This window comes from Janthinobacterium sp. TB1-E2 (assembly GCF_036885605.1).
GTDB lineage: Bacteria > Pseudomonadota > Gammaproteobacteria > Burkholderiales > Burkholderiaceae_D > Janthinobacterium > Janthinobacterium aestuarii.
In genome coordinates this window covers 5,703,849-5,725,418 of record NZ_CP142523.1, presented here as the reverse complement: position 1 = coordinate 5,725,418, position 21,570 = coordinate 5,703,849, and the positions used below count along the sequence as shown (strand labels likewise).

Below are 21,570 nucleotides of genomic sequence, written 5' to 3'. Positions count from 1 at the left end.
ATAGTAGAGTAGGGGGGATAGGCTTTACACTTCAGGTTCATTATTGGCGGCGTGATCGCGCATGAAAACGAACTCTCTCGATGGCATCCGTACCTTTCTCGCGGTCGCCGAGCGCAAAAGTTTCAGCGCCGCGGCACTGCAGCTTGGCGTGACGGTGACGGCCGCCAGCAAGGCGGTCAAGGTGATGGAGCGCCAGCATGGCGTGCTGCTCTTCAAGCGCAATACGCGCAATGTCGCCTTCACCGAAGCCGGCGCGGGCCTGTACGCCAGCCTGGCCGGCGCCACCCGGCAGATCGATGACGCCTTCGCCGCGCTGACCATGTTTCGCGACCGGCCCGCCGGCCATTTGCGGCTGACGGTGCCGCGCGCGCTGGGCGCGCTGGTCATGCGCGCATTGATACCGCGTTTTCGCGGCAGCTATCCTGACGTGACCATCGACCTGTCGCTCGACGACGGCGCGGTCGATCTGCTGGCGCACGGTTATGACGCCGGCATCCGCCTGGGACAGTTCGTGGAGCAGGGGATGGTGGCCGTGCGCCTGACGGGAGACCTGCGCTGGTCCGTGGTTGGCGCGCCCGGCTACTTCGAGCGGAAAGGGCGGCCGCTGATTCCGGAAGACCTGATGCGCCACGACACGCTGGCCTACCGCTTCCACACTTCCGGTGCCTTGCACCGCTGGCGCTTCGTGCGCGATGGCGAGGAATTTCTGGTGGAAACGGGCGCACCCGTGGTCGTCAACGACACTACGCTGATCGCCGATTTCGCGCGCTCGGGTCTGGGCCTGGCGTATATGCCCGACGTGGAAATCGAAGCTGACCTGGCCAGCGGCAGCTTGCTGCGAGTGCTGGAAAACTACGTGCCGCCGACGAGCGGATTGTTCCTGTATTTTCCCGCGCGTACCCAGAGCCAGCCCAAACTGCGCGCCTTCATCGATACGGCGCTGGCGCTTTCCCGGCCCGCGTCTTCCGGCGACACGCGCTAGCCTCGCCTGCTTTTTCCGGCCTGCCGCCATCATCCTGGAGGCCGGCTGCGGCATCGCCTGCCGCGTTTTTTCCACGCTGCTTTTTCATGAAGTGCAGTGGCGCGCCGGCGCAGAAAAGTGCGGCCATTTTTTCGCCGCATCGCGCGCCGCACCGCATTTTTTTGATGGCGCCAATGCGCGCGGGGCGGGGTGTAAATATCGTTTCCGCACACGCTGGCGGCGGCATTTGCCGCGCGATTGTGCGATAGCACGCGTATCGTGCAAAAAAGCGGACGAAAACGTGTCGTGCCGGTTGCGCATTGACAAGGTTTTCGTGTACTTTATGAGATTGCAAATGCGAGCGTTAGAATGCGGGGTTTTTTAACCAGCGCGGTAGCGAAAAAACCTCGCAAAACAGGGATACAGATTTACACGGATATGCACAAAACCACACCGTTTTCGTCTGCCGCCGTGCCCGAATTTTTTCAGGCATGGCGGTTTTTTATTTGACGTATCGGTGTTGTGGCGAGCGCGATGCGAGGAGCGAAAAAACGCACGGCATCGAAAACGAATGACCGAATTCAGACTTTGCCACCAGCTGCGAGATAAAGCAGGGTGGCACCGACGATGGCTGAAGTGCTGCAAACGTGAGGAGTTGCAGCAGTTCAGCTGGTGCCGAATTCATTAGCGCAAACGACCGTTTGCGCCGATGAATAATTCGCCTGGCCTATCCCTGTGGTGGGTCGGACGGGTTTAAATCTTGTAGCTTAAATTTCTCATCTCAGATGAAGGAGAGACAAATGGCAACAGCCGCTAAGAAATCAGAAGTAAAGAAACCAGCCGCCAAGGCTGCTCCTGCCGCGAAGAAGCCGGCAGCCGCAGCGAAGACGGTTGCCGCTAAACCAGCTGCCAAAGCCGCAGCGAAACCAGCAGCAAAACCAGCCGCCAAAGCCGCAGCCAAGCCTGCAGCAAAAGTGGCTGCCAAGCCAGTAGCGAAAGCCGCAGCGAAACCAGCGGCCAAGGCAGCAGCGAAACCGGCCGCCAAACCGGCAGCCAAGCCAGCAGCGAAAGCCGCAGCGAAACCTGCCGCCAAGGCAGCAGCCAAGCCTGTCGCGAAAAAAGCCGCAACCAAACCGGCCGCCAAGCCAGCGGCAAAAGCCGCAGCAAAACCAGCGGCCAAAGCAGCAGCCAAGCCAGCAGTGAAAAAAGCCGCAGCGAAACCTGCAGCCAAGGCAGCAGCCAAACCGGCCGCCAAGGCAGCAGTCAAGCCAGCAGCGAAAAAAGCCGCAGCAAAACCGGTAGCCAAGCCGGCCGCCAAAGCAGCAGCGAAGCCAGCAGCAAAAGCTGCAGCCAAGCCAGCAGTGAAAAAAGCCGCAGCGAAACCTGCAGCCAAGGCAGCAGCGAAACCGGCCGCCAAAGCGGCAGCCAAGCCAGCAGCGAAAAAAATCGTCGCCAAGGCGGCAGCGAAGCCAGCCGCAAAAGCGGCAGCCAAGCCAGCAGCAAAAGCTGCAGCGAAGCCAGCGGCCAAAGCGGCAGCCAAGCCAGCAGCCAAGGTAGCAGCCAAGCCAGCAACTAAGGCGGCAGCCAAGCCAGCGGCCAAGGTAGCAGCCAAGCCAGCAACTAAGGCGGCAGCCAAGCCAGCGGCCAAGGTAGCAGCGAAGCCGGCAGCAAAAGCAGCAGCGAAGCCAGCAGCCAAGGTAGCAGCGAAGCCAGCAGCCAAAGCGGCAGCCAAGCCAGCAGCGAAACCTGCTGCCAAGGTCGCAGCAAAACCGGCAGCCAAGCCAGCAGCAAAAGCTGCAGCGAAGCCAGCCGCCAAGCCTGCAGCAAAGCCAGCCGCCAAGCCGGCAGCAAAAGCAGCAGCGAAACCTGCCGCCAAGCCAGCCGCAGCGCCAGTCGTGGCAGCCGCACCAGCAGCAGCGCCGGCAGCAGCTCCAGCGGCACCAGCCGCCGTGGCCGCCAAGCCAGCCGCCAAGAAGGCCGCGCCTAAAAAGGCCGCGCCGAAGAAGGCAGCTCCTGTCGCCAAGCCATCGGCACCTATCGCACCTGTAGCAAAAACCGTGTTGGCACCGGCTGCAGCCTGGCCATTCCCAACCAGCACCCGCCCATCGTAATTCCAACGATACGGGTGCCTGGATGAGGCAACACGCCGCTGTGTGACTCAATCACACAGCGGTTTTTTTTTGGAGAATTAGTCGTGCTGATCGTTATCCTTACATTGATCGTTGATACCATCGCTACCTTGCTGGGCGGCGTGTTGCTGCTGCGCTTCTGGATGCAGGCGGTGCGCGTGCGGCCGCCCTCGTCGGTGGCGCAATTCACGTTTCAATTGTCCGACTGGCTGGTGCGCCCCCTGCGCCGCGTGGTGCCGGGTGTGGGCGGGTATGACTGGGCCAGTCTGATCGGCGCCTTCCTGATCGTGCTGCTGGCCAGCTCGGTGCTGTTTATTTCCGGCTATCCCGTCGAAGTGGTGCTGCTCAAGTCGCTGCAACGCTTCCTGCAATGGATACTCTACGGTTTCATGGCCTTGCTGATTATCGAAGCCATCTTCAGCTGGGTCAACCCGCATGCGCCGTTGGCGCCGTTCGTGCGGGCCCTGAACGAGCCGCTGCTGCGTCCGATCCGCAAGGTCGTGCCGCTGATCGGCAGTCTGGATTTGTCGTTGCTGGTCGCGTTGATCCTGCTGCAGATCGCGCAGGTGCTGGTGGGAATGATTATTGTGGTGCGATGATGGTGGCGTAGGTCGGGTTAGCGTAGCGTAACCCGACATCAGCACTTGCCATGCCAATGATGTTGTCGGATGACGCGCGGCCGCGCCGCGCACATCCGACCTGCATATTAATAGCGGTAACCGAACGCCGCTTCGAACTGGTCGGCGATGCTCTCTGGCGTAAACACGTGGTTTTGCGCGCCCTGGGTGGCGATCTTGATGGCGCCCAGCAGGCTGGCCAGGCGGCCGCTGGTTTCCCAGCCCAGGTCGTTGGTGATGCCGAACAGCAAGCCGGCACGGTAGGCGTCGCCGCAGCCGGTCGGATCCAGCACTTCCTTGGCGGTTACGACAGGAATGTCGATGCGCTTGCCATCCGTATAGATTTCCGACCCTTTTTCGCCACGCGTGACGATCAGCGCTTCCAGGCGGCTGGCGATGTCCGGCAGGGTCAAGCCCGTGCGTTCCATTAACATTTCCATTTCATAGTCGTTGGCCGACACATACGTGGCTTTGTTGATGAAGTCGATCAACTGTTCGCCATTGAAACGTGGCAACTGCTGTCCCGGGTCGAACATGAAGGGGATGCCCAGCTCGGCCAGGTCGGCGGCGTGCTTGAGCATGCCCTGGTCGCCGTCCGGCGAAATGATGGCGACCTTGGCCGGGCCTGCGTTGGCGATCGGGTTTTCATGCGCAAACGACATGGCGCCCGGGTGGAAGGCGTTGATCTGGTTATTGTCCGCGTCGGCCGTGACGAAGCACTGTGCGTTGTAGCTGTCGGCCTTGATCAGGATGTTGGCGGTGGAAATGCCCAGCTTTTGCAGGCGCTCCAGGTAGGCGGCGCTGTCTTGCCCCATGACGCCGACGATGCGCGGGTCGCCGCCCAGCATTTTCAGGCTGTAGGCGATGTTGCCCGAGCAGCCGCCGAACTCCGTGCGCATGGTGGGCACGAGGAAGGACACGTTCACCTTGTGCAACTGGTCGGCCAGCAGCGATTCGCCGAAGCGGCCGGGGAATTGCATAATGGTGTCGGTGGCAAGCGAGCCGCAGATCAGCGATGTTTTGGTCATGATAGTGTCTGTTAAGGGTAAAAGATGGCGATATGGTAGCCAGACGCCGTGAGCTGGTCTAATGCAAAATACAGTTTGATGGTTTGTTCCGAGCGTGGCGCAAAGCCCTTACTCACGTCGATATTGGCTGGCAGGTAGTCGCGCGGCGCGATCACGCGGCGCAGGACGGGCTTGTCGTTGGCGTCGTTGAGGATCAGTTCGATGCTGGGCCAGGCTTGCACGCTGCGGCTCTGGTTGCGCAGCAGCGAGACATAGGAAAAGGTGTGGTCCTTCAAGGTCTGCAACTCGCCTTGCTCGATGGCCAGCGCCTCGATCTGCGCGGGCAAGTCGACCTGGCAGCCGCTGAGCTTGCACAGCGCCACCAGGGTTGGCTTCCACTGCGGAAATTGCGCCGCCAGCGGGTTGCGGAAGGTGGTCATTACTTGCAGGAATAGCAGCAAAAGCAGTACTGCCGAGCCGGCGGCCATGGCCATGCGCAAGGCCTTGCCGCTCTGTTCGCGGCGCCGTCCCAAGGTTACAAAGGCCGGCTCGTCGTCGGCTGGCGGCAGGATAGGTTCTTCCTGCTCTTCGGCTGGTTCCGGCGCGACGGGCGCGGCGGGCAGCGCTTCGAACGAGTGGTCGGCCAGCGTCGGTTCACGGCGCGCGGGCGCGGGCTTGTCCAGGCTGACTTTTTCGGTCGCGGGCAGCGCCGGGGCGGCGCCAGTTTCCAGATTCGGTTCGCGGCGGCTGTCGCGCAAATACGTGGCGAAGGCGGGCGCGTCATCGACCTGACGGCGCTTAAAGGGCGCCATCGGCTGAGGCAGCGGTGCTTCGGGCAGCTTTGCCGGGGTTTCTTCAGGTTCAGGTCTATCGAGCGGTATGTCGAGCGGTGCGGCGGCCGGTACCTCTTCGGGCAGGGCCACGTCGAGGTCCAGCTCGATATGCTCACCATTGTCTTCATCGTCCTTGAGCTGCGCCGTTTCAGGCAAGATGCCGAACGGGTCGAACGAAGTGTCGAAGTCGAGGGAATAGATGGGTTCGTCGTCCGTGGCGGACGGCAAGCTGTTGTCGGCAGGGTAACTGTCTGGCAGCGGGGCGGCAGTGCCGGGGGCCGATGTTAAAAACGGCGATGCCGCAGCTGGATCGACCAGCGCGGCATTGCCGTCAAACACTTCTCTGCACGTGCCACAGCGCACGATGCCCCCACGTAACTTCAATTGGTCAGCAGCGACCCGAAATATCGTGTTGCAATGGGGGCATTTGGTGGCGAGGGCCATTGCTGTGCTTATGCACCTTCCGCACGGGGCGCAGGCGCTTGCGTGCTGCCCAGGCGGCCATGCAGCGCCACCCAGCCGTCTTGCTCGGCCCACACACCGAGCTCGATGAACGGTGCGTACGCAGCGGCCACTTCTTCGGCCTGGCGTGCCAGCACGCCGGACAGGATCAGGGCGCCGCCATCGGCGACACGGCCCGACAGCATCGGCGCCATCAGCTTCAATGGGCTCGACAGGATGTTGGCGACGACGATGTCAAACTTGGCTGTGGCGTGTGCCGACGTGGCAAACGTGTCTGGCAAGAAATATTCGATGTCGCACTGGTTGCGTTCGGCATTGTCGCGCGCCGATTCGATCGCCTGCGGGTCGATGTCGACGCCGGCTACCGTTTGCGCGCCCAGTTTCTTGGCCACCATGGCCAGGATGCCGGAGCCGCAACCGTAGTCGAGCACGGTCTTGCCTGGAGCAGGATTGGCTTCCAGCCACTCCATGCACAAACGCGTGGTCGGATGGCTGCCCGTGCCGAAGGCCAGGCCAGGGTCCAGTTCCAGGATCAGGCCGTCAGGGTCCGGTGCCTCGTGCCAGCTGGGCACGACCCAGATATTCTTGCCGATGTGAATCGGTGCGAATTGCGACTGCGTCAGGCGCACCCAGTCCTGCTCTTCCACGGGGCGCATGGTAAAGGCGGGCACTTCCGTCATGCCGACAGCCTGGGCTGCGGCGGCCACGATGGCGGCCTGGTCGGCGTCGACGTCGGTCAGCGCCACCACGCGGCTGCGTTCCCACGCCGCTTCCTTCGGTTCCATGCCGGGCTCGCCAAACAGGGGCTGCTCGGCTTCGGTACCTTCATCGGCGTCTTCCACCGACACCGACAGGGCGCCCGCTTCCATCAACGCGTCGGACATGGCCTCGGCGTTGTCACGGGCGATTTCGATGACGATTTCTGTCCAGCTCATGCGCCCGCCTTGATTTCGGACTTCTTGGCGATGCTGGGGCTGCCGCCATTCAGGTTCTTGCCCAGGTCCGGCATGTCGGCCAGTTTCTGTTCCAGATAGTGAATGTTGGTGCCGCCTTCGATGAAGCGCGCGTCGATCATCAGTTCGCGGTGCAGGGCGATGTTCGTGTTGATGCCTTCGACCACCATTTCGGACAGGGCGATCTGCATGCGGCGGATCGCTTGTTCGCGCGTGGCGCCGTAAGCGATCACTTTGCCGATCATCGAGTCGTAGTGCGGCGGCACGTAGTAGCCGGCGTAGGCGTGCGAATCGACGCGGATGCCAGGGCCACCCGGTGCATGCCACGACACGATCTTGCCTGGCGATGGCGTGAACTTGAATGGATCTTCGGCGTTGATGCGGCACTCGATGGCGTGACCCGACAGCAAGACGTCGCGCTGGCGGAAACGCAGTTTTTCGCCGGCGGCGATGCGAATCTGTTCTTGCACGATGTCGATGCCGGTGATCATCTCGGTCACCGGATGTTCCACTTGCACGCGGGTATTCATTTCAATGAAATAGAACTCGCCGTTTTCGTACAGGAATTCAAACGTGCCGGCGCCGCGGTAGCCGATCTTGCGGCAGGCTTCGGCGCAACGGTCGCCAATTTTCTCGATCAGCTTGCGCGGGATGCCCGGCGCTGGTGCTTCTTCGATCACTTTCTGGTGGCGGCGCTGCATGGAGCAGTCGCGCTCGCCCAGCCAGACGGCGTTCTTGTGTTCGTCGGCGAGGATCTGGATTTCCACGTGGCGCGGATTTTCCAGGTACTTCTCCATATACACTTCAGGGTTGCCGAAAGCCGTGCCGGCTTCCGTCTTGGTCATCGCCACGGCGTTGATCAGGGCCGCTTCCGTATGCACCACGCGCATGCCGCGTCCGCCACCGCCACCGGCGGCCTTGATGATGACCGGGTAGCCGATTTTGCGGGCAATTTGCACGATCGCTTTCGGATCGTCGGGCAACGCGCCTTCCGAGCCCGGGACGCACGGTACGCCAGCCTTGATCATGGTTTGCTTGGCCGATACTTTATCGCCCATCAAACGGATCGATTCGGAGCGGGGGCCGATGAAGACGAAGCCCGATTTCTCGACGCGTTCGGCGAAGTCGGCATTTTCCGACAGGAAGCCATAGCCTGGGTGAATCGCTTGCGCATCCGTCACTTCAGCGGCGCTGATGATGGCGGGCATGTTCAGGTAGCTCAGGGACGACTGTGCCGGGCCGATACAAACGGATTCGTCGGCCAGCTTGACGTATTTCGCGTCCTTGTCGGCTTCGGAGTGGACTACAACCGTTTTAATGCCCATTTCGCGGCAGGCGCGCTGAATACGGAGGGCAATTTCACCACGGTTGGCAATCAGGATTTTTTCAAACATGGTAGGTTCGCGTATGTCTGTGAGAGCCGGCGAGCCGGCGAAACAACAAGTGTGAGGGGCTAAAACTGCAAACGGCCGTTGCCGGCCGTGTGGACTGGGTTTTAGCCGATCACAAACAAGGGTTGACCGAATTCGACCGGTTGGCCGTTTTCGACCAGGATCTGGGTCACGACACCGGCTTTGTCGGAGTCGATTTCATTCAGGAGCTTCATCGCTTCGATGATGCACAGGGTATCACCTTCCTTGACGGTAGCGCCCACTTCAACATAGGCGGCGCTGCCAGGAGCGGACGAGCGGTAGAAGGTGCCGACCATCGGCGACTTGACCACATAGCCCGTTGGCTCGGCGGCGACCACGACGGCGGCTGCCGCAGCGGGAGCGGCGGCTGGCGCGGCTGGCTGGTATTGGGCTTGCATGCCTTGCGGCTGCATCATGACCATCTGGTTTTGCGGCATGGCCGACGATTTGACGATGCGAACCTTGCTTTCGCCTTCGGTAACTTCCAGCTCTGCGATATCCGATTCGGCGACCAGGTCGATCAAGGTCTTGAGTTTTCGTAGATCCATGTAAAACCCCTAGGAATGTAGTTTGTTTTTTGAGTGATGCGGTGATGTCCAAGAACCTATCGCCGCGCTAAATGCGTGCAGATCGCGTAGATTAACGTTTTTTAAGCGCAAAGTCGATGGCAAACCGATATCCATCGATACCCAGCCCGCAGATCGTCCCCTGCGCGATCGCGCTGAGAAATGAGTGATGTCGAAACGTCTCGCGTTGATAAATATTCGAGATATGGACTTCCACGAACGGGATGGCGACCCCGGCCAGCGCATCGCGCAAGGCAACGCTGGTATGGGTCAGGCCGCCCGGATTGATGACGATGGCATCGATCCCTTCCGCTCGCGCGGCATGGATGCGGTCGATCAGCGCGCCTTCGTGGTTGCTTTGAAAGCAGACCAGGTCGGCGCCGGCCGCCATGGCTTGCGCCATTGCTGCCTGTTCGATATCGGCCAAGGTGCTGGCGCCGTAGACCTCAGGCTCGCGCGTTCCCAGCAAATTCAGGTTGGGACCGTTGAGCAGAAGGAGGTTTTTTGCCATGTATGGAAGACCGTTTTAGCGAAAGTTCCGCATTTTGCCGCCAAAGATACGCATTGGCAAGAGAAAAAAGCACGCTCCGAATTTACAATTTATCCAGATCGGCGCGCAATTGATCAAATTTCAAGCGGCCAAGATAGGTCTTTTTGACTTCGCCATCGGCGCCGATCAGCACCGTGAAGGGCAAACCGCCCGTGGCATTGCCAAAATGGCGCGACAGGTCGGTACCGCTCATGCCGGAGACATACACGGGATAGGCGATCTTGAACTTGCTGGCAAAGGTGGCAATATTGCTGGCCGAATCGATGCCGATACCGATCACCTGCAGGTTTTTCGCCGCATAGTGGCCTTGCACTTCGGATAACTCCGGCATTTCTTCCACGCAAGGCGGGCACCACGGCGCCCAGAAATTGACCAGCACATTCTTGCCTTTCCATTGCGACAACGCTTGCGTGGCGCCGGCCGCGTCCGGCAGGGACAGCGCATACAGCTCGGTGACGGGGCCCGTCGCGCCCGGCGCGATGGTCGTCGTCAGCGGCCCTGCTGCTTTGGCTTTTTCCTTGCTCAAACCGACGTAAGCGCCCATGCCGCCAAACATCAGCGCCACGATGGCGCACGCGATCCAATTCTTTTTTGTCATAACTTTATCTATATCAATGTTAGTCGGCAGCCGGCATACCATCTGCGAGGCTGGCGGCCAGCAGGCTGCGCAGCCCGGCGATGTCGGTGCGCAGCACCTTGCCATCCGCCTTGGCTTTCAGCGCGCCGCGCATATCGTCGAGCTCATACATGGCCGCGTGCACGCCTTCGTTTTTCCACAAGAAACTGGCGGTCTCGACCGCATCATAACGCGCCCCCTTGAAATGCGGGCTTTCCGACATGTCGAGCACGACATTTTTATTCAGCAGGAAGATGTGGATTTCCTTGGCGCTCTCGGCAAACAGCTGCAAATAGATCTCGTCGTGCGGGCCGGCCGTGCCATTGAGCACGGGACCGCTGAGCAGGGGATGAAATTGTTGCAACGCTTCCATCACCTGCAGCGCGATCGTGCGCAGCTGGAACAGCCGCGCCGGCTGGCTGCCGGCCAGGAACAGGGCATTGTATTGCCGCACCTGCTCCTCGATCATGTCGTTGTCAGGCAGGATATTGGGCCGGTTCGGCGCGTCGCCGAGGACTTGCCGCGCCGCCTTGCGCTTGGCGCTGCCATAGTCGGCGCCGTCCTGCGCCACGAGGCGCGCGGCAGCGGCGGCGATTTCCAGGCGCAACTGCGCGCTATCGTCAAATGCATCGTTCGTCATGAGCGAGATGATACTCCGAAGCGGAAAAAGTCATGGCGTCAGGTAAAATCCTGCACTTGCTGTTTTTTATCCCACCGTCTTACTTACTTAAGCGTGCGCCTTTCGCACTGATCACATGCATATTCATATTCTCGGCATTTGCGGTACCTTCATGGGCGGCCTGGCTGTCCTGGCCAAGGAAGCCGGCCATAAAGTTACCGGTTGCGATGCCAACGTGTATCCGCCGATGAGCACCCAGCTGGAATCGCAGGGAATCGAACTGATCCAGGGTTTCGATCCGGAACAGACCAAGCTGAACCCGGATTTGTATGTGATTGGCAATGTGGTCTCGCGCGGCAACCCGCTGGTGGAAGAGATCCTCAACCGCAGCCTGCCGTATGTGTCCGGCCCGCAATGGATCGGCGAACACATCTTGCGCAACAAGTGGGTACTGGCCGTGGCTGGCACGCATGGCAAGACGACCACGTCGGCCATGCTGGCCTGGATACTCGAAGACGCGGGCTACGCGCCAGGCTTCCTGATCGGCGGCGTGCCGATGAACTTTGGCATTTCCGCCCGCCTTAGCGGCAAGATCGACGGCAATAGCGCCGATTCCGACTTCTTCGTCATCGAAGCGGACGAATACGATACGGCCTTCTTCGACAAGCGCAGCAAGTTCGTGCATTACCACGCGAAGACGGCCATCATGAATAACCTGGAATATGATCACGCCGACATCTTCCCCGATCTGCACGCGATCGAGACGCAATTCCACCACCTGGTGCGCACCGTGCCCGGCATTGGCCGTCTCGTGTTCAACGGCGATGAAGCGTCGCTGCAGCGCGTGCTGGCGCGCGGTTGCTGGAGCGAAAAGGAAAGTTTTGGTCAAGATGCCAACTGGCAACTGCAAGAGCAGGCCGATGGCAGCTTCGACGTGTTCTTCAATGGCAAGCAGGAAGGCCATGTGGCGTGGGCGCTCACGGGCAAGCACAACCGCAGCAATGCGCTGGCGGCCATCGCCGCCGCGCGCCACGTGGGTGTACCGATAGCCCAGGCGTGCGCCTCGCTGGCCACGTTCGAGAGCGTCAAGCGCCGGATGGAAGTGCGCGGCGTCGTCAACGACATCACCGTGTACGACGATTTCGCGCACCACCCGACGGCCATTGCCACCACCGTGGGCGGCCTGCGCCAGAAGGTAGGCAGCGGCACCCGTATCCTGGCCGTGCTGGAACCGCGCTCGAACACGATGAAGCTGGGCGCCATGAAAGATGCGCTGCCGGGCAGCCTCAAGGATGCGGACCTCGTCTTCGGTTTCGGCAGCCAGCAAGCGCTGGGCTGGAGCCTGGGCGACGCGCTGGCGCCGCTGGGCAAGATTGCCAGCGCCTACGAAGACATCGATACCCTGGTGGCGGCCGTGGCGGCCAGCGCGCGTCCCGGCGACCAGATCGTGGTCATGAGCAACGGCGGCTTTGGCGGCGTGCACCAGAAATTGCTGGAGGCCCTGGGCCGATGATTCTGTACCTGCATGGATTCCGCTCGTCGCCCCTGTCGATGAAGTCGCGCCTGCTGGCCGCGCAGATGCAGGCGCTGGGCCGCGAAGGACAGTGGCTGTGCCCGCAATTGCCGGCTTCGCCGAAACTGGCGATTGAGCTGGCCCTGTCGCTGGTCAAGGACGTGGCGGCGGCCGAGCTGACGATAATCGGCTCCTCGCTGGGTGGCTATTACGCCACCTGGCTGGCCGAGCAGCTCGGTTGCCGCGCCGTATTGCTCAATCCTGCCATCGTGCCCCTGATCGACCTGGAACAGCATGTGGGCGTGACGACGGAATTCCATTCGGACAAGCCGTTCGAGTTCAAGCGCGAGTACATCGACGAGCTGCGCACGTTTGCCGTAGAGAAAATTACTGAGCCGCAACGCTATTTCCTGATTGCCGCCACTGGCGATGAAGTGCTCGACTACCGCGACATGGTGGCGCATTATCAGGGGGCGCGGCAGTTGCTCATCGACGGCAGCGACCATGGCATCAGCGAATTTGCCGACTACCTGGCGCCCGTGCTGGCCTTTTGCGGCATCGATGCGGACGCTGCCCAGTGAGGCCGGGTTCGCTGCGGCAGGCGCAATGGCATGCGCACGTAAATGCCGTCAATGCGCCGCCGGCCTTGCGCCACTGGCTCACGGGCGGCGGTTCGCTGACCGCCAAGCTGAAAGCGCATAGCCAGGCATTTCGCGTGCAATGTTTGCATCAGGAAACGGCACGTTGCTTGAGCGACGAGGCCGCCATCATTGGTTTGCACCGCGCGGGCCGCGTGTGGGAACGTGAAGTGCTGTTGCGTTGTGATGACAGACCGGCCGTGTTTGGCCATACCGTCGTGCCCATGCAGGCGACGGCCACGGACTGGCCCTTGTTTTCCGCGCTGGGCGAGCGTTCGCTGGGCACGACCCTGTTTGGCGACCGCATGGTACGCCGCGGCGAACTGGAATTTGCCCGCTTGCGCGCCGGGCACCCGCTGGTGCAGCGGGCGCAGGCGGCGCTGGCATTCGAAGGGCGGCGCGCCGACGCTCAGGCGCTGTTTTTTGCCCGCCGCTGCCTGTATCAGCGTCACCAGGGATTGCTGCTGGTAACGGAAGTATTTTTGCCGGCGGTGCTGGAGTTGACGCCCGTCACTCGTACCGTTGCAACCGACACATTAATAAACAAAGCATAACAATGAATCTATTTTTTGAAGAATCCGGCGATTTCAAGGTCGGCACGGTCCTGTCGCAAGCGGGTGAAGCGTACCAGGTCGAAATGGCCAGCGGCAAGCGCACCAAGGTCAAGGTCAAGGACGTGCTGCTGCAGTATGAAAAGCCGGCCCCGGCCGAGCTGCTGGAACAGGCCAAGGCGGTTGCCGCCGAGATCGATCTTGATTTCCTGTGGGAAGTGGCGGGCGAAGACGAGTTCGGCTTTGCCGAGCTGGGCGCCGAGTATTTCGGCCACGCACCGTTGCCGCCGGAAGCGGCCGGCCTGATCCTGGCCCTGCATTCGGCGCCCGTGTATTTCTACAAGAAGGGCCGTGGCCGCTACAAGGCGGCGCCGGAAGCGTCCTTGAAGGCAGCCCTGGCCGGTATCGAAAAGAAAAAACAGCAGGCGCTGGTGCAGGCAGGCTATGTGGAAGAGCTGAAGCAGAACCGCTTGCCCGCCTCGATGCAGCCCATGGTGCTGCAACTGCTGTTCAAGCCGGACAAGAACACGATTGAATACAAGGCGCTGGAAGCGGCGTGTACGGAATTGCACACGACGCCGCCGCGGCTGATGCTGGCTGTCGGTGGTATTGCTTCGCCGAAAGACTTGCACCTGTCGAAGTTCCTATTTGAAAATTTCCCGAAAGGCGCAGGTTTCCCGAGCGTGCCCGTGCCGTCCGTGACGGCCAAGCTGCCGCTGGCCGACGTGGCCGCCTTCTCGATCGACGACGTGACCACGACCGAGATCGACGATGCCTTCTCCGTGCAGCCGCTGCCCGATGGCACCGTGAAAGTGGGTATCCACATCGCCGCGCCGGGCCTGGGCATCCGTCCGGAAGACGTGATCGACAAGATGGCGCGCCAGCGCATGTCGACCGTCTACATGCCGGGCGACAAGATCACCATGCTGCCGGACGAAATCGTCAACGCGTTTACGCTGGCGGAAGGCACGACGTGCCCGGCCCTGTCGCTGTACGCGACCCTGGACCCGAAAGCGGACTGGGCCGTGGTCAGCACGCAGACGCGCGCCGAACTGGTGCCGATTGCCAGCAACTTGCGCCATAACCAGCTCGATGATCTGGTCAACGAGGAAACCCTGGCCAGCGGCGAAGGCGAGTACCCGCACAAGGCCGATTTTGCCGTGCTGTGGCAATGGGCGCAGCAGCTGGAACAGGGCCGCATGAAGAAGCGCGAAGCGTTTGGCCTGAAGCCGGAACAGAATAACCGCGTCGATTTCAACTTCTATGTGGAAAATGACATCGTCACCGTGGCGCGCCGCAAGCGTGGCGCGCCGCTCGACAAGATCGTCGCCGAGCTGATGATTTTTGCCAACAGTACCTGGGGCAAGATGCTGCACGACCATGGCGTGCCCGGCATTTACCGCAGCCAGGGCGGCGGCAGCGGCAATAGCTGGGCGGCAAAGATGCAGGTGCGCATGGTTACCCATGCGGCGCCGCACCAGGGCCTGGGCGTCGATCAATATGCATGGAGCACCTCGCCCCTGCGCCGCTATACCGATCTGGTGAACCAGTGGCAAATCATCGCCTGCGCCGAGCATGGCGTGACGGCGCCGCTGGTGGCCCCGTTCAAGCCGCGCGATGCGAATCTGTTCGCCATCGTTTCGGCGTTTGACGCCGCGTATGCCGCGTATGGCGATTTCCAGTCGAACATGGAACGCTACTGGTGCTTGCGCTGGTTGCACCAGGAAAATGCGCGCCAGGTCGACGCCGTCGTGCTGAAAGATGAAATCCTGCGCCTGGTCGACATTCCGCTGGTCATCAAGCTGCCGGGCATGCCGTCGGTGGCACGCGGCGCCCAGGTGAAACTGGACTTGCTGCGCTGGGATGAAGTCGACCTGAGCATCGAAGCGCGCCTGCTGGAAATCGCCGCCGTGCCCGATGCGGCGGCCGACGCCGAGCTCGACTACGAAGAAGAGGCGGGCGACGATGCTGCGGACGAAGGCGACGTGGCGGCCGAGCCATCGCCGGAAGCGGCGAACCAAGTCAGCGACGCCGATGCGGAAGTGGCGGAACTGGCCAGCGAAGACGTGGTCAGCGAGCCCGAGCTCAAATAAGGCGCCAATCAGGCTGCAAAGGCGGTGCTGAAAACTGTTGCCGGCACCGCCTTTGACGTAGAATTCAGCCATCTTGTATGGTGTGCTTGTTGCGAACTGGGTTGCGCGTGAAGTCTTTCCGAGAGAATCGTTTCCTGATGATAGCCGTGGCGGTATCGCTGCTGGCGCACGGCGCCTTGCTGGCGATGCATTTTGTCGCCCCGGCGCCGCAGCGGGCCGTGGCCACCGATCCCGGCCTGGAAGTGATCCTGGTCAACGCCAAGCATGCGAACAAGCCGCTGAAGGCCGACGCCCTGGCGCAAGCCAACCTCGACGGTGGCGGACAAGCCGACAAGGGCCGCGCCAAGTCGCCCTTGCCCGACATGCGCAAGGTGGAAGAGGGCGACAGCGTCAAGGCCAGCGCCCGGCGCATCGCCGAACTGGAACAAAAACAGCAGGAACTGCTGACGCAGGCGGCCAGGCCGACGCCTTACAGCGCCGCGCCCGTCACGGAAAAGGACAAGCCCAATCCCCTGGCCACCGGCTCGGACTTGATGGAAAGCAGCAAGGCCATCGCCCGTATGGCGGCCGAGATCAGCCAGACCGTGGAAGACCAGAACAAGCGCCCGCGCAAGACCTTCATTACACCCAGTACGCAAGAGGTCGGCTATGCCATGTATTACAAGACCTTGCAAAAGCGTATCGAGGAAATCGGCACCCTGAATTTCCCGCAAAAGAATGGCCGCAAGATGTATGGCGAACTGGTCGTCTACATCCCCATCTTCCAGGACGGCACGATTTACCAGAAGGAAGGCGGCGCCCGCGTGGAAAAAAGTTCGGGCAATCCGGCCCTCGATGCGGCGGCCCTGGCCATCGTGCGCCGCGCGGCGCCGTTTGGCCGTTTCCCACCGAACATGTTGTCGAGTGACAAGGATGACCTGTGGGTGGTGATTACCCGCTTCAAATTTACGCGTGAAGAAAAAATGGAAGCTAACCTGACTGGCGGCAGCAATTGAACAAGCAAGCAATGAATCCTGATCAATATTGTGTCTTCGGCAATCCCATCGCCCACAGCAAGTCCCCCCTGATCCACGCCGCGTTTGCCCTGCAGACGGGCGAGCCCATCGTCTATGACCGCCGGCTGGCGCCGCTCGACGGCTTTGCGCTGGCGGCCCGCACGTTTGCCGCCGAGGGCGGCAAGGGCGCGAACGTGACGGTGCCCTTCAAGCTGGACGCGTGCGCGCTGGCCACCGAGCTGACGCCGCGCGCGCAAGCGGCCGGCGCCGTCAATACCCTGCGTTTCGATGGCGACACCATTCTTGGCGACAATACCGATGGCGCGGGCCTGGTGGCCGACATCGTGCGCAACGCGGGCGTGAAGGTCGCCGGCAAGCGCGTCCTGCTGCTGGGCGCGGGCGGTGCCGCGCGCGGCGTCGTGCTGCCCTTGCTGGAACAGGGACCGCAGGAAATCTTCATTGCCAACCGCACCGTGGCCACGGCCGAGGCGCTGGTGGCGCAGTTTGCCGATGCGCTTGCCCACTCCGGCCAGCTGCGCGCCGGCGGTTTCGCGCAGCCCGATGGCGTCTTCGATATCGTCATCAACGCCACCTCGGCCAGCCTAGCGGGCGACTTGCCGCCCGTGCCGCCCGGTATCTTCGGTAGCCATACCCTGGCGCTGGACATGATGTACGGCGCCCAGCCCACCGTCTTCATGGACTTTGCCGTACAGCATGGCGCGCAGGTGCGCGACGGCCTGGGCATGCTCGTGGAGCAGGCGGCTGAAGCGTTTTACGTGTGGCGTGGCGTGCGGCCGCAGACGCAGGACTTGCTGGCGCAACTGCGCAGTGCCCTGTGAGCGCCGGCAAGAAGGGCGCCCGCAAAAGCGGTGGCCGCTACGGCTGGATCAAGTGGCTGTTCATCGTCCCCGTGCTGGCCTTTATCGTCGTGCAACTGTATTTCTTCCTGCAAATCTGGTGGTGGGTCGACCATAATCCGTCCAGCACGGCCTTCATGCGCGAACAGTTGTCTGTCTTGCAGGACAAAAATCCCAAGGCCACGATCAAGCACACGTGGGTGCCGTACAACCGCATCTCGAACAACCTGAAACGGGCCATCATCGCTTCGGAAGACGCGAATTTCTCCGAGCACGAAGGCGTGGATTGGGAAGCCTTGCAAAAGGCATATGAAAAGAATAGCAAGAAGCAGAAGGTCGTGGCGGGCGGCTCCACCATCACGCAGCAGCTGGCGAAGAATCTGTTCCTGTCCGGTTCGCGCAGCTATGTGCGCAAGGGCCAGGAACTGATCATCACGTATATGCTGGAAAACCTGATGGAAAAGGAGCGCATTTTCGAGATTTATCTGAACGTGGTGGAGTTTGGCACGGGCACCTTTGGCGCCGAAGCGGCCGCGCGCCACTATTACCGGGTCAGCGCGGCGGGCCTGAGCGCGGGACAGGCGGCAAAACTGGCCGTGATGCTGCCGAATCCCCGCTTTTACGACCGTCACCGCGATACGGGTTACCTGAACCGGCGCACGGGTGTGATCCTGCGCCGCATGGGAGCGGCGGAATTGCCTTGATGGCAGCGGGCTTTCTTTTCATAAAGTTAAAGCTGCCTGATTGGCACTATTGCGGCGCAGCATCTTAATCGGCCCCGCTTGGTGCAACGCCGCACTTTTTCCGTGAAAAAGCGGTGCCGGGGGTGGTCGTGAAAAGGCCTTTGCGGGTACACTTGCGCTGTTTTCATTTTTGGCGCCAGCGCCAGCACATCACGATAACCCCACATCCGGCTGAGAGCGCGCATGATCAATGTCTTTGTATTACAGAATGGCCGGCTCAACCAGGTGCCGATCGACAGCCGCGCAGACCTCGAAAATGCCGAACCGGTGTGGGTCGACCTGACCGACCCCACCGATGATGAACGGGCCTGGGTCAAGGCCATCTACAACGTCACCCTGCCGGGCGAAGACGAAGTCAAGGATATCGAAGCGTCGGCCCGCTATTACGAAGCGGAAAACGGCGACTTGCACCTGCGCACGGACTTCCTGCGCGAAGAGGACGACGGCCCCTCGCGCGTCATCACCGTGGCTTTCATTCTTGCCCGCAAGATTTTGTTTTCCATGCATACGGACGACTTGCCCGTGTTCCGCCTGGTGCGCATGCGCGCCCGTTCGCGGCCAGGCTCGATTGCCGACTACATGGACGTGCTGCTCGACCTGTACGCCACCGATGCCGAGTATTCGGCCGACGTGCTCGAAGGCATCTACCAGAACCTGGAAGAAGTCAGCACGCGCGTGCTGCAAAAGGAATTTACCGATGCGCACGCGGCCGAAGCGCTGAATGCGATTGCCCACGAGGAAGATTTGAACGGCCGTATCCGCCGCAACATGATGGATACGCGCCGCGCCGTGAGTTTTCTGATGCGCGGCCGCTTATTGAATTCCGAGCAGTTCGAGGAAGCGCGGCAGATCTTGCGCGACATCGAATCGCTCGATGGCCATACGTCTTTCCTGTTCGACAAGATCAACTTCCTGATGGATGCCACCGTCGGTTTCATCAACATCAACCAGAACAAGATCATCAAGATCTTCTCGGTGGCCAGCGTGGCCTTCCTGCCGCCAACCCTGATCGCCAGCGTGTACGGCATGAACTTCAAGCTGATGCCGGAACTGGAATGGTCGTTCGGCTATCCATGGGCCTGGGGCCTCATGATCACCAGCGCCATCGCACCGTTCCTGTACTTCCGCCACCGCGGCTGGCTGAAATAAGCCGTATCGCAGCATCGCCGGCGTGCTCCGCGCCCCGGTTTCAGCACGAGCGCAGCAATTTCAAAAATCGGCGATAATCATTGGTATTGCGTGGTATTAAATTGGTATTGCGTATTTGCCGATTGATGCCTGCCGCCTGCTGTGCAGAAAAGTATCGTCATTCAGACATTTTCTGCGTGGTAGCGTCCGCCTGTTCCACCTATGATCGTTACGATGCCGGCCTTGGCCGGCTGGCCGCCGCATTTCCTGTCACCGTTGTCTTCTGGAGAGTCCATGCCTGATACCGCCACCACCCCACCGCGCTTTACCCATCTGATCAGCGACTGCGATGGCGTGCTGATCGACAGCGAAGCCGTGGCCCTGCAAGCGCTGCTGGAGTTGCTGGGGCCGCGCCTGCCGAACCTGCCCGAGGGCGTCACCCTGCAAGGCTTGATCGAGCCGCGCCTGGGCCAGCGCCTGGTGCCGCTGATGCAGGATATCTACAAGGAACTGGGTTTGCCGCAATTGCCGGCCGACGAGATCATGGCCATCGGCAATGCCGTCGATGCGGCTTGCGATGCGCAATTGCGCGCCGTGCCCGGCGTGGCGCAGGCGCTGGCCGCCATTCCGCTGCCCAAGGCCGTCGCTTCGAACAGCGTCAGCGCGCGCGTGCTGTCGGCGCTCGAGCGCACTGGCATGGCGCCGCTGTTCGACAAGCGCGTGTTCACACCGGACCTGGTCGGCCACGCCAAGCCGCATCCGGGCGTCTACCTGGCGGCGGCGGCCGCCTTTGGCGTGCCGCCAAGCCAGTGCCTGGTGCTGGAAGACAGCGTCACGGGCGTGACGGCCGCCGTGGCGGCGGGCATGACGGTATTGGGATTCATCGGCGGCGGGCATATCGCGCCCGGCCAGGAAGCGCGTCTGAAGGCGGCCGGCGCGCATGTCGTGTTCAGCGACATGGCCAGTTTGCCGGCGCTGGTGGCCGCGGTGATGGACACCGCGACTGTCTGACTGCGTTTAGGCTAACTTAGCAAACACCTTGCGCGCGGCGGCGATGGTGGCGTCGATGACGGCATCGTCGTGCTGCGCCGAGACGAAACCCGCTTCGAAGGCGGCGGGCGCGAAGTACACGCCTTCGTCGAGCATGGCGTGGAAGAAGGCGTTGAACTTGCTGCGGTCGCCGGCCATCATTTCCGCGTAGCTGGTCGGTGGCGTTTCGCTGAAATAAATGCCGAACATGCCGCCGATGTAGTCGGCGCAGAAGACCACGCCCGCTTCTTTGGCGGCGGCGGTCAGGCCTTCGGCCAGGCGCTTGGCCGTGGCGCCAAGCTGCTCGTAGAAGCCCGGCTGCTGGATCAGTTTCAAGGTGGCCATGCCGGCCGCCACGGCGACCGGGTTGCCCGACAAGGTACCGGCCTGGTAGACGGCGCCCAGCGGCGCCATGTTGTGCATCAGCGCCGCACTGCCGCCGAAGGCCGCCACCGGCATGCCGCCGCCGATCACCTTGCCCAGCGCCGTCAGGTCCGGCTTGATGCCGTATAGCGCCTGCGCGCCGCCCAGTGCCACGCGCAAGCCGCACATGACTTCATCGAAAATGAGCAGGGCGCCGTGCTGCGTGCACAGTTCGCGCATCGCCTGCAGGAATTCCGGCGTCGCTTTCACCAGGTTCATATTGCCGGCTACCGGTTCGACGATGACGCAGGCGATGTCCGCGCCGAAGCTGTCGAAGGCGTCGTTCAGCTGCTCGACGTTGTTATAGTCGAGCACCAGGGTATGCTTGACGAAGTCTTCCGGCACGCCGGCCGACGTCGGGTTGCCGAAGGTGAGCAGGCCACTGCCCGCTTTCACCAGCAGCGAATCGGCGTGGCCGTGGTAGCAGCCTTCGAACTTGACGATCTTGTCGCGTCCCGTGGCGCCGCGCGCCAGGCGCAGGGCGCTCATGGTCGCTTCCGTGCCCGACGAGACCAGGCGCACCTGCTCGATCGACGGTACCAAACGCGTGATTTCCTCGGCCATCAGCACTTCGCCTTCCGTCGGCGCGCCGAACGACAGGCCCAGCGCGGCCGCATCCTGCACCGCTTTCACCACTTCCGGATGGGCGTGGCCAACGATGGCCGGACCCCAGGAGCCGATGTAGTCGATATAGCGCTTGCCGTCCGCGTCCCAGAAGTACGGGCCTTCGGCGCGCGTGATGAAGCGCGGCGTGCCGCCCACGGAGCGGAAGGCGCGCACAGGCGAATTGACGCCGCCTGGCGTGGTTTTTTGTGCGCGGGCAAACAGGATGTCGTTCTGTGAAGTCGTCGTCATGATAATCGTGCCTTGAAAGT

The 21,570-nt window shown here is 61.8% G+C and carries 22 protein-coding genes; 11 read left to right on the top strand and 11 right to left on the bottom strand.

Annotated elements, in window-relative coordinates; genetic code table 11:
* The first annotated feature begins 61 nt into the window (after window positions 1-61).
* Window positions 62-982 (top strand): LysR family transcriptional regulator, encoded by a 921-nt coding sequence (locus OPV09_RS25815; protein ID WP_338679739.1) that lies wholly within the window; start codon window positions 62-64, stop codon window positions 980-982.
* 760 nt (window positions 983-1,742) lie between these two features.
* Here OPV09_RS25815 and OPV09_RS25810 read toward each other — a convergent pair.
* Both OPV09_RS25810 and OPV09_RS25805 read right to left on the bottom strand, forming a co-directional pair.
* Window positions 1,743-2,561 (bottom strand): hypothetical protein, encoded by an 819-nt coding sequence (locus tag OPV09_RS25810; protein WP_338679737.1) that lies wholly within the window; start codon window positions 2,559-2,561, stop codon window positions 1,743-1,745.
* A gap of 20 nt (window positions 2,562-2,581) precedes the next feature.
* Entirely contained in the window at window positions 2,582-2,902 is a 321-nt protein-coding gene (locus tag OPV09_RS25805; RefSeq protein WP_338679736.1) for a hypothetical protein, read from the bottom strand.
* A gap of 253 nt (window positions 2,903-3,155) precedes the next feature.
* Between OPV09_RS25805 and OPV09_RS25800 the strand changes: the two genes are divergently transcribed.
* Entirely contained in the window at window positions 3,156-3,689 is a 534-nt protein-coding gene (locus OPV09_RS25800; protein ID WP_034746613.1) for a YggT family protein, read from the top strand.
* 107 nt (window positions 3,690-3,796) lie between these two features.
* Here OPV09_RS25800 and OPV09_RS25795 read toward each other — a convergent pair whose 3' ends face one another.
* From OPV09_RS25795 to OPV09_RS25760, 8 genes are all read right to left on the bottom strand, one after another.
* Entirely contained in the window at window positions 3,797-4,735 is a 939-nt protein-coding gene (locus OPV09_RS25795) for a carbohydrate kinase family protein (protein ID WP_034746615.1), read from the bottom strand.
* Window positions 4,736-4,746: 11 nt separating this feature from the next.
* Window positions 4,747-5,991 (bottom strand): DUF3426 domain-containing protein, encoded by a 1,245-nt coding sequence (locus OPV09_RS25790; protein WP_338679734.1) that lies wholly within the window; start codon window positions 5,989-5,991, stop codon window positions 4,747-4,749.
* A gap of 8 nt (window positions 5,992-5,999) precedes the next feature.
* A complete protein-coding gene (prmA, locus tag OPV09_RS25785; protein WP_034746620.1) occupies window positions 6,000-6,944 on the bottom strand; it encodes a 50S ribosomal protein L11 methyltransferase in 945 nt (314 codons plus the stop codon).
* The gene (accC, locus tag OPV09_RS25780; protein WP_034746622.1) at window positions 6,941-8,356 is read right to left on the bottom strand and encodes an acetyl-CoA carboxylase biotin carboxylase subunit; all 1,416 of its coding nucleotides are present in this window, start codon (window positions 8,354-8,356) and stop codon (window positions 6,941-6,943) included. The genes prmA and accC overlap by 4 nt, the downstream gene beginning before the upstream one ends.
* 101 nt (window positions 8,357-8,457) lie before the next feature.
* The gene (accB, locus tag OPV09_RS25775) at window positions 8,458-8,922 is read right to left on the bottom strand and encodes an acetyl-CoA carboxylase biotin carboxyl carrier protein (protein WP_034746625.1); all 465 of its coding nucleotides are present in this window, start codon (window positions 8,920-8,922) and stop codon (window positions 8,458-8,460) included.
* 91 nt (window positions 8,923-9,013) lie between these two features.
* Entirely contained in the window at window positions 9,014-9,451 is a 438-nt protein-coding gene (aroQ, locus tag OPV09_RS25770) for a type II 3-dehydroquinate dehydratase (protein ID WP_034746628.1), read from the bottom strand.
* A gap of 82 nt (window positions 9,452-9,533) precedes the next feature.
* A complete protein-coding gene (locus OPV09_RS25765) occupies window positions 9,534-10,088 on the bottom strand; it encodes a TlpA family protein disulfide reductase (RefSeq protein ID WP_034746631.1) in 555 nt (184 codons plus the stop codon).
* Between the two features lie 19 nt (window positions 10,089-10,107).
* Window positions 10,108-10,746, bottom strand: coding sequence for a hypothetical protein (locus OPV09_RS25760; RefSeq protein WP_338679732.1), 639 nt, complete (start codon window positions 10,744-10,746; stop codon window positions 10,108-10,110).
* 115 nt (window positions 10,747-10,861) lie between these two features.
* Between OPV09_RS25760 and mpl the strand changes: the two genes are divergently transcribed.
* From mpl to OPV09_RS25715, 9 genes are all read left to right on the top strand, one after another.
* Entirely contained in the window at window positions 10,862-12,238 is a 1,377-nt protein-coding gene (gene mpl / locus OPV09_RS25755) for a UDP-N-acetylmuramate:L-alanyl-gamma-D-glutamyl-meso-diaminopimelate ligase (RefSeq protein WP_338679731.1), read from the top strand.
* Complete coding sequence (locus OPV09_RS25750) at window positions 12,235-12,819, top strand: YqiA/YcfP family alpha/beta fold hydrolase (protein ID WP_338679730.1); 585 nt, start codon at window positions 12,235-12,237, stop codon at window positions 12,817-12,819. Before mpl ends, OPV09_RS25750 begins: the two co-directional genes overlap by 4 nt.
* Complete coding sequence (locus OPV09_RS25745; RefSeq protein WP_338679729.1) at window positions 12,816-13,430, top strand: chorismate--pyruvate lyase family protein; 615 nt, start codon at window positions 12,816-12,818, stop codon at window positions 13,428-13,430. The genes OPV09_RS25750 and OPV09_RS25745 overlap by 4 nt, the downstream gene beginning before the upstream one ends.
* A 2-nt stretch (window positions 13,431-13,432) precedes the next feature.
* Complete coding sequence (locus tag OPV09_RS25740) at window positions 13,433-15,520, top strand: ribonuclease catalytic domain-containing protein (protein WP_072455059.1); 2,088 nt, start codon at window positions 13,433-13,435, stop codon at window positions 15,518-15,520.
* Between the two features lie 137 nt (window positions 15,521-15,657).
* Window positions 15,658-16,515, top strand: coding sequence for an energy transducer TonB family protein (locus tag OPV09_RS25735; protein WP_034746649.1), 858 nt, complete (start codon window positions 15,658-15,660; stop codon window positions 16,513-16,515).
* Between the two features lie 11 nt (window positions 16,516-16,526).
* Window positions 16,527-17,354 carry a shikimate dehydrogenase gene (gene aroE, locus OPV09_RS25730; protein ID WP_338679728.1) on the top strand — a complete coding sequence of 276 codons (828 nt, stop codon included), beginning with the start codon at window positions 16,527-16,529 and terminating at the stop codon, window positions 17,352-17,354.
* Window positions 17,351-18,076, top strand: a complete 726-nt coding sequence (gene mtgA / locus OPV09_RS25725; RefSeq protein ID WP_128141928.1) for a monofunctional biosynthetic peptidoglycan transglycosylase — start codon at window positions 17,351-17,353, stop codon at window positions 18,074-18,076. The genes aroE and mtgA overlap by 4 nt, the downstream gene beginning before the upstream one ends.
* Before the next feature lie 222 nt (window positions 18,077-18,298).
* Window positions 18,299-19,264: a magnesium/cobalt transporter CorA gene (corA, locus tag OPV09_RS25720; protein WP_034746658.1), complete on the top strand. Its 966-nt coding sequence runs from the start codon at window positions 18,299-18,301 to the stop codon at window positions 19,262-19,264.
* A gap of 273 nt (window positions 19,265-19,537) precedes the next feature.
* Entirely contained in the window at window positions 19,538-20,254 is a 717-nt protein-coding gene (locus OPV09_RS25715) for an HAD family hydrolase (protein WP_070301206.1), read from the top strand.
* A gap of 6 nt (window positions 20,255-20,260) precedes the next feature.
* On the opposite strand, the gene hemL is transcribed toward OPV09_RS25715, so the two are convergent.
* Window positions 20,261-21,550: a glutamate-1-semialdehyde 2,1-aminomutase gene (hemL, locus tag OPV09_RS25710; protein WP_338679724.1), complete on the bottom strand. Its 1,290-nt coding sequence runs from the start codon at window positions 21,548-21,550 to the stop codon at window positions 20,261-20,263.
* Between the last annotated feature and the right edge of the window lie 20 nt (window positions 21,551-21,570).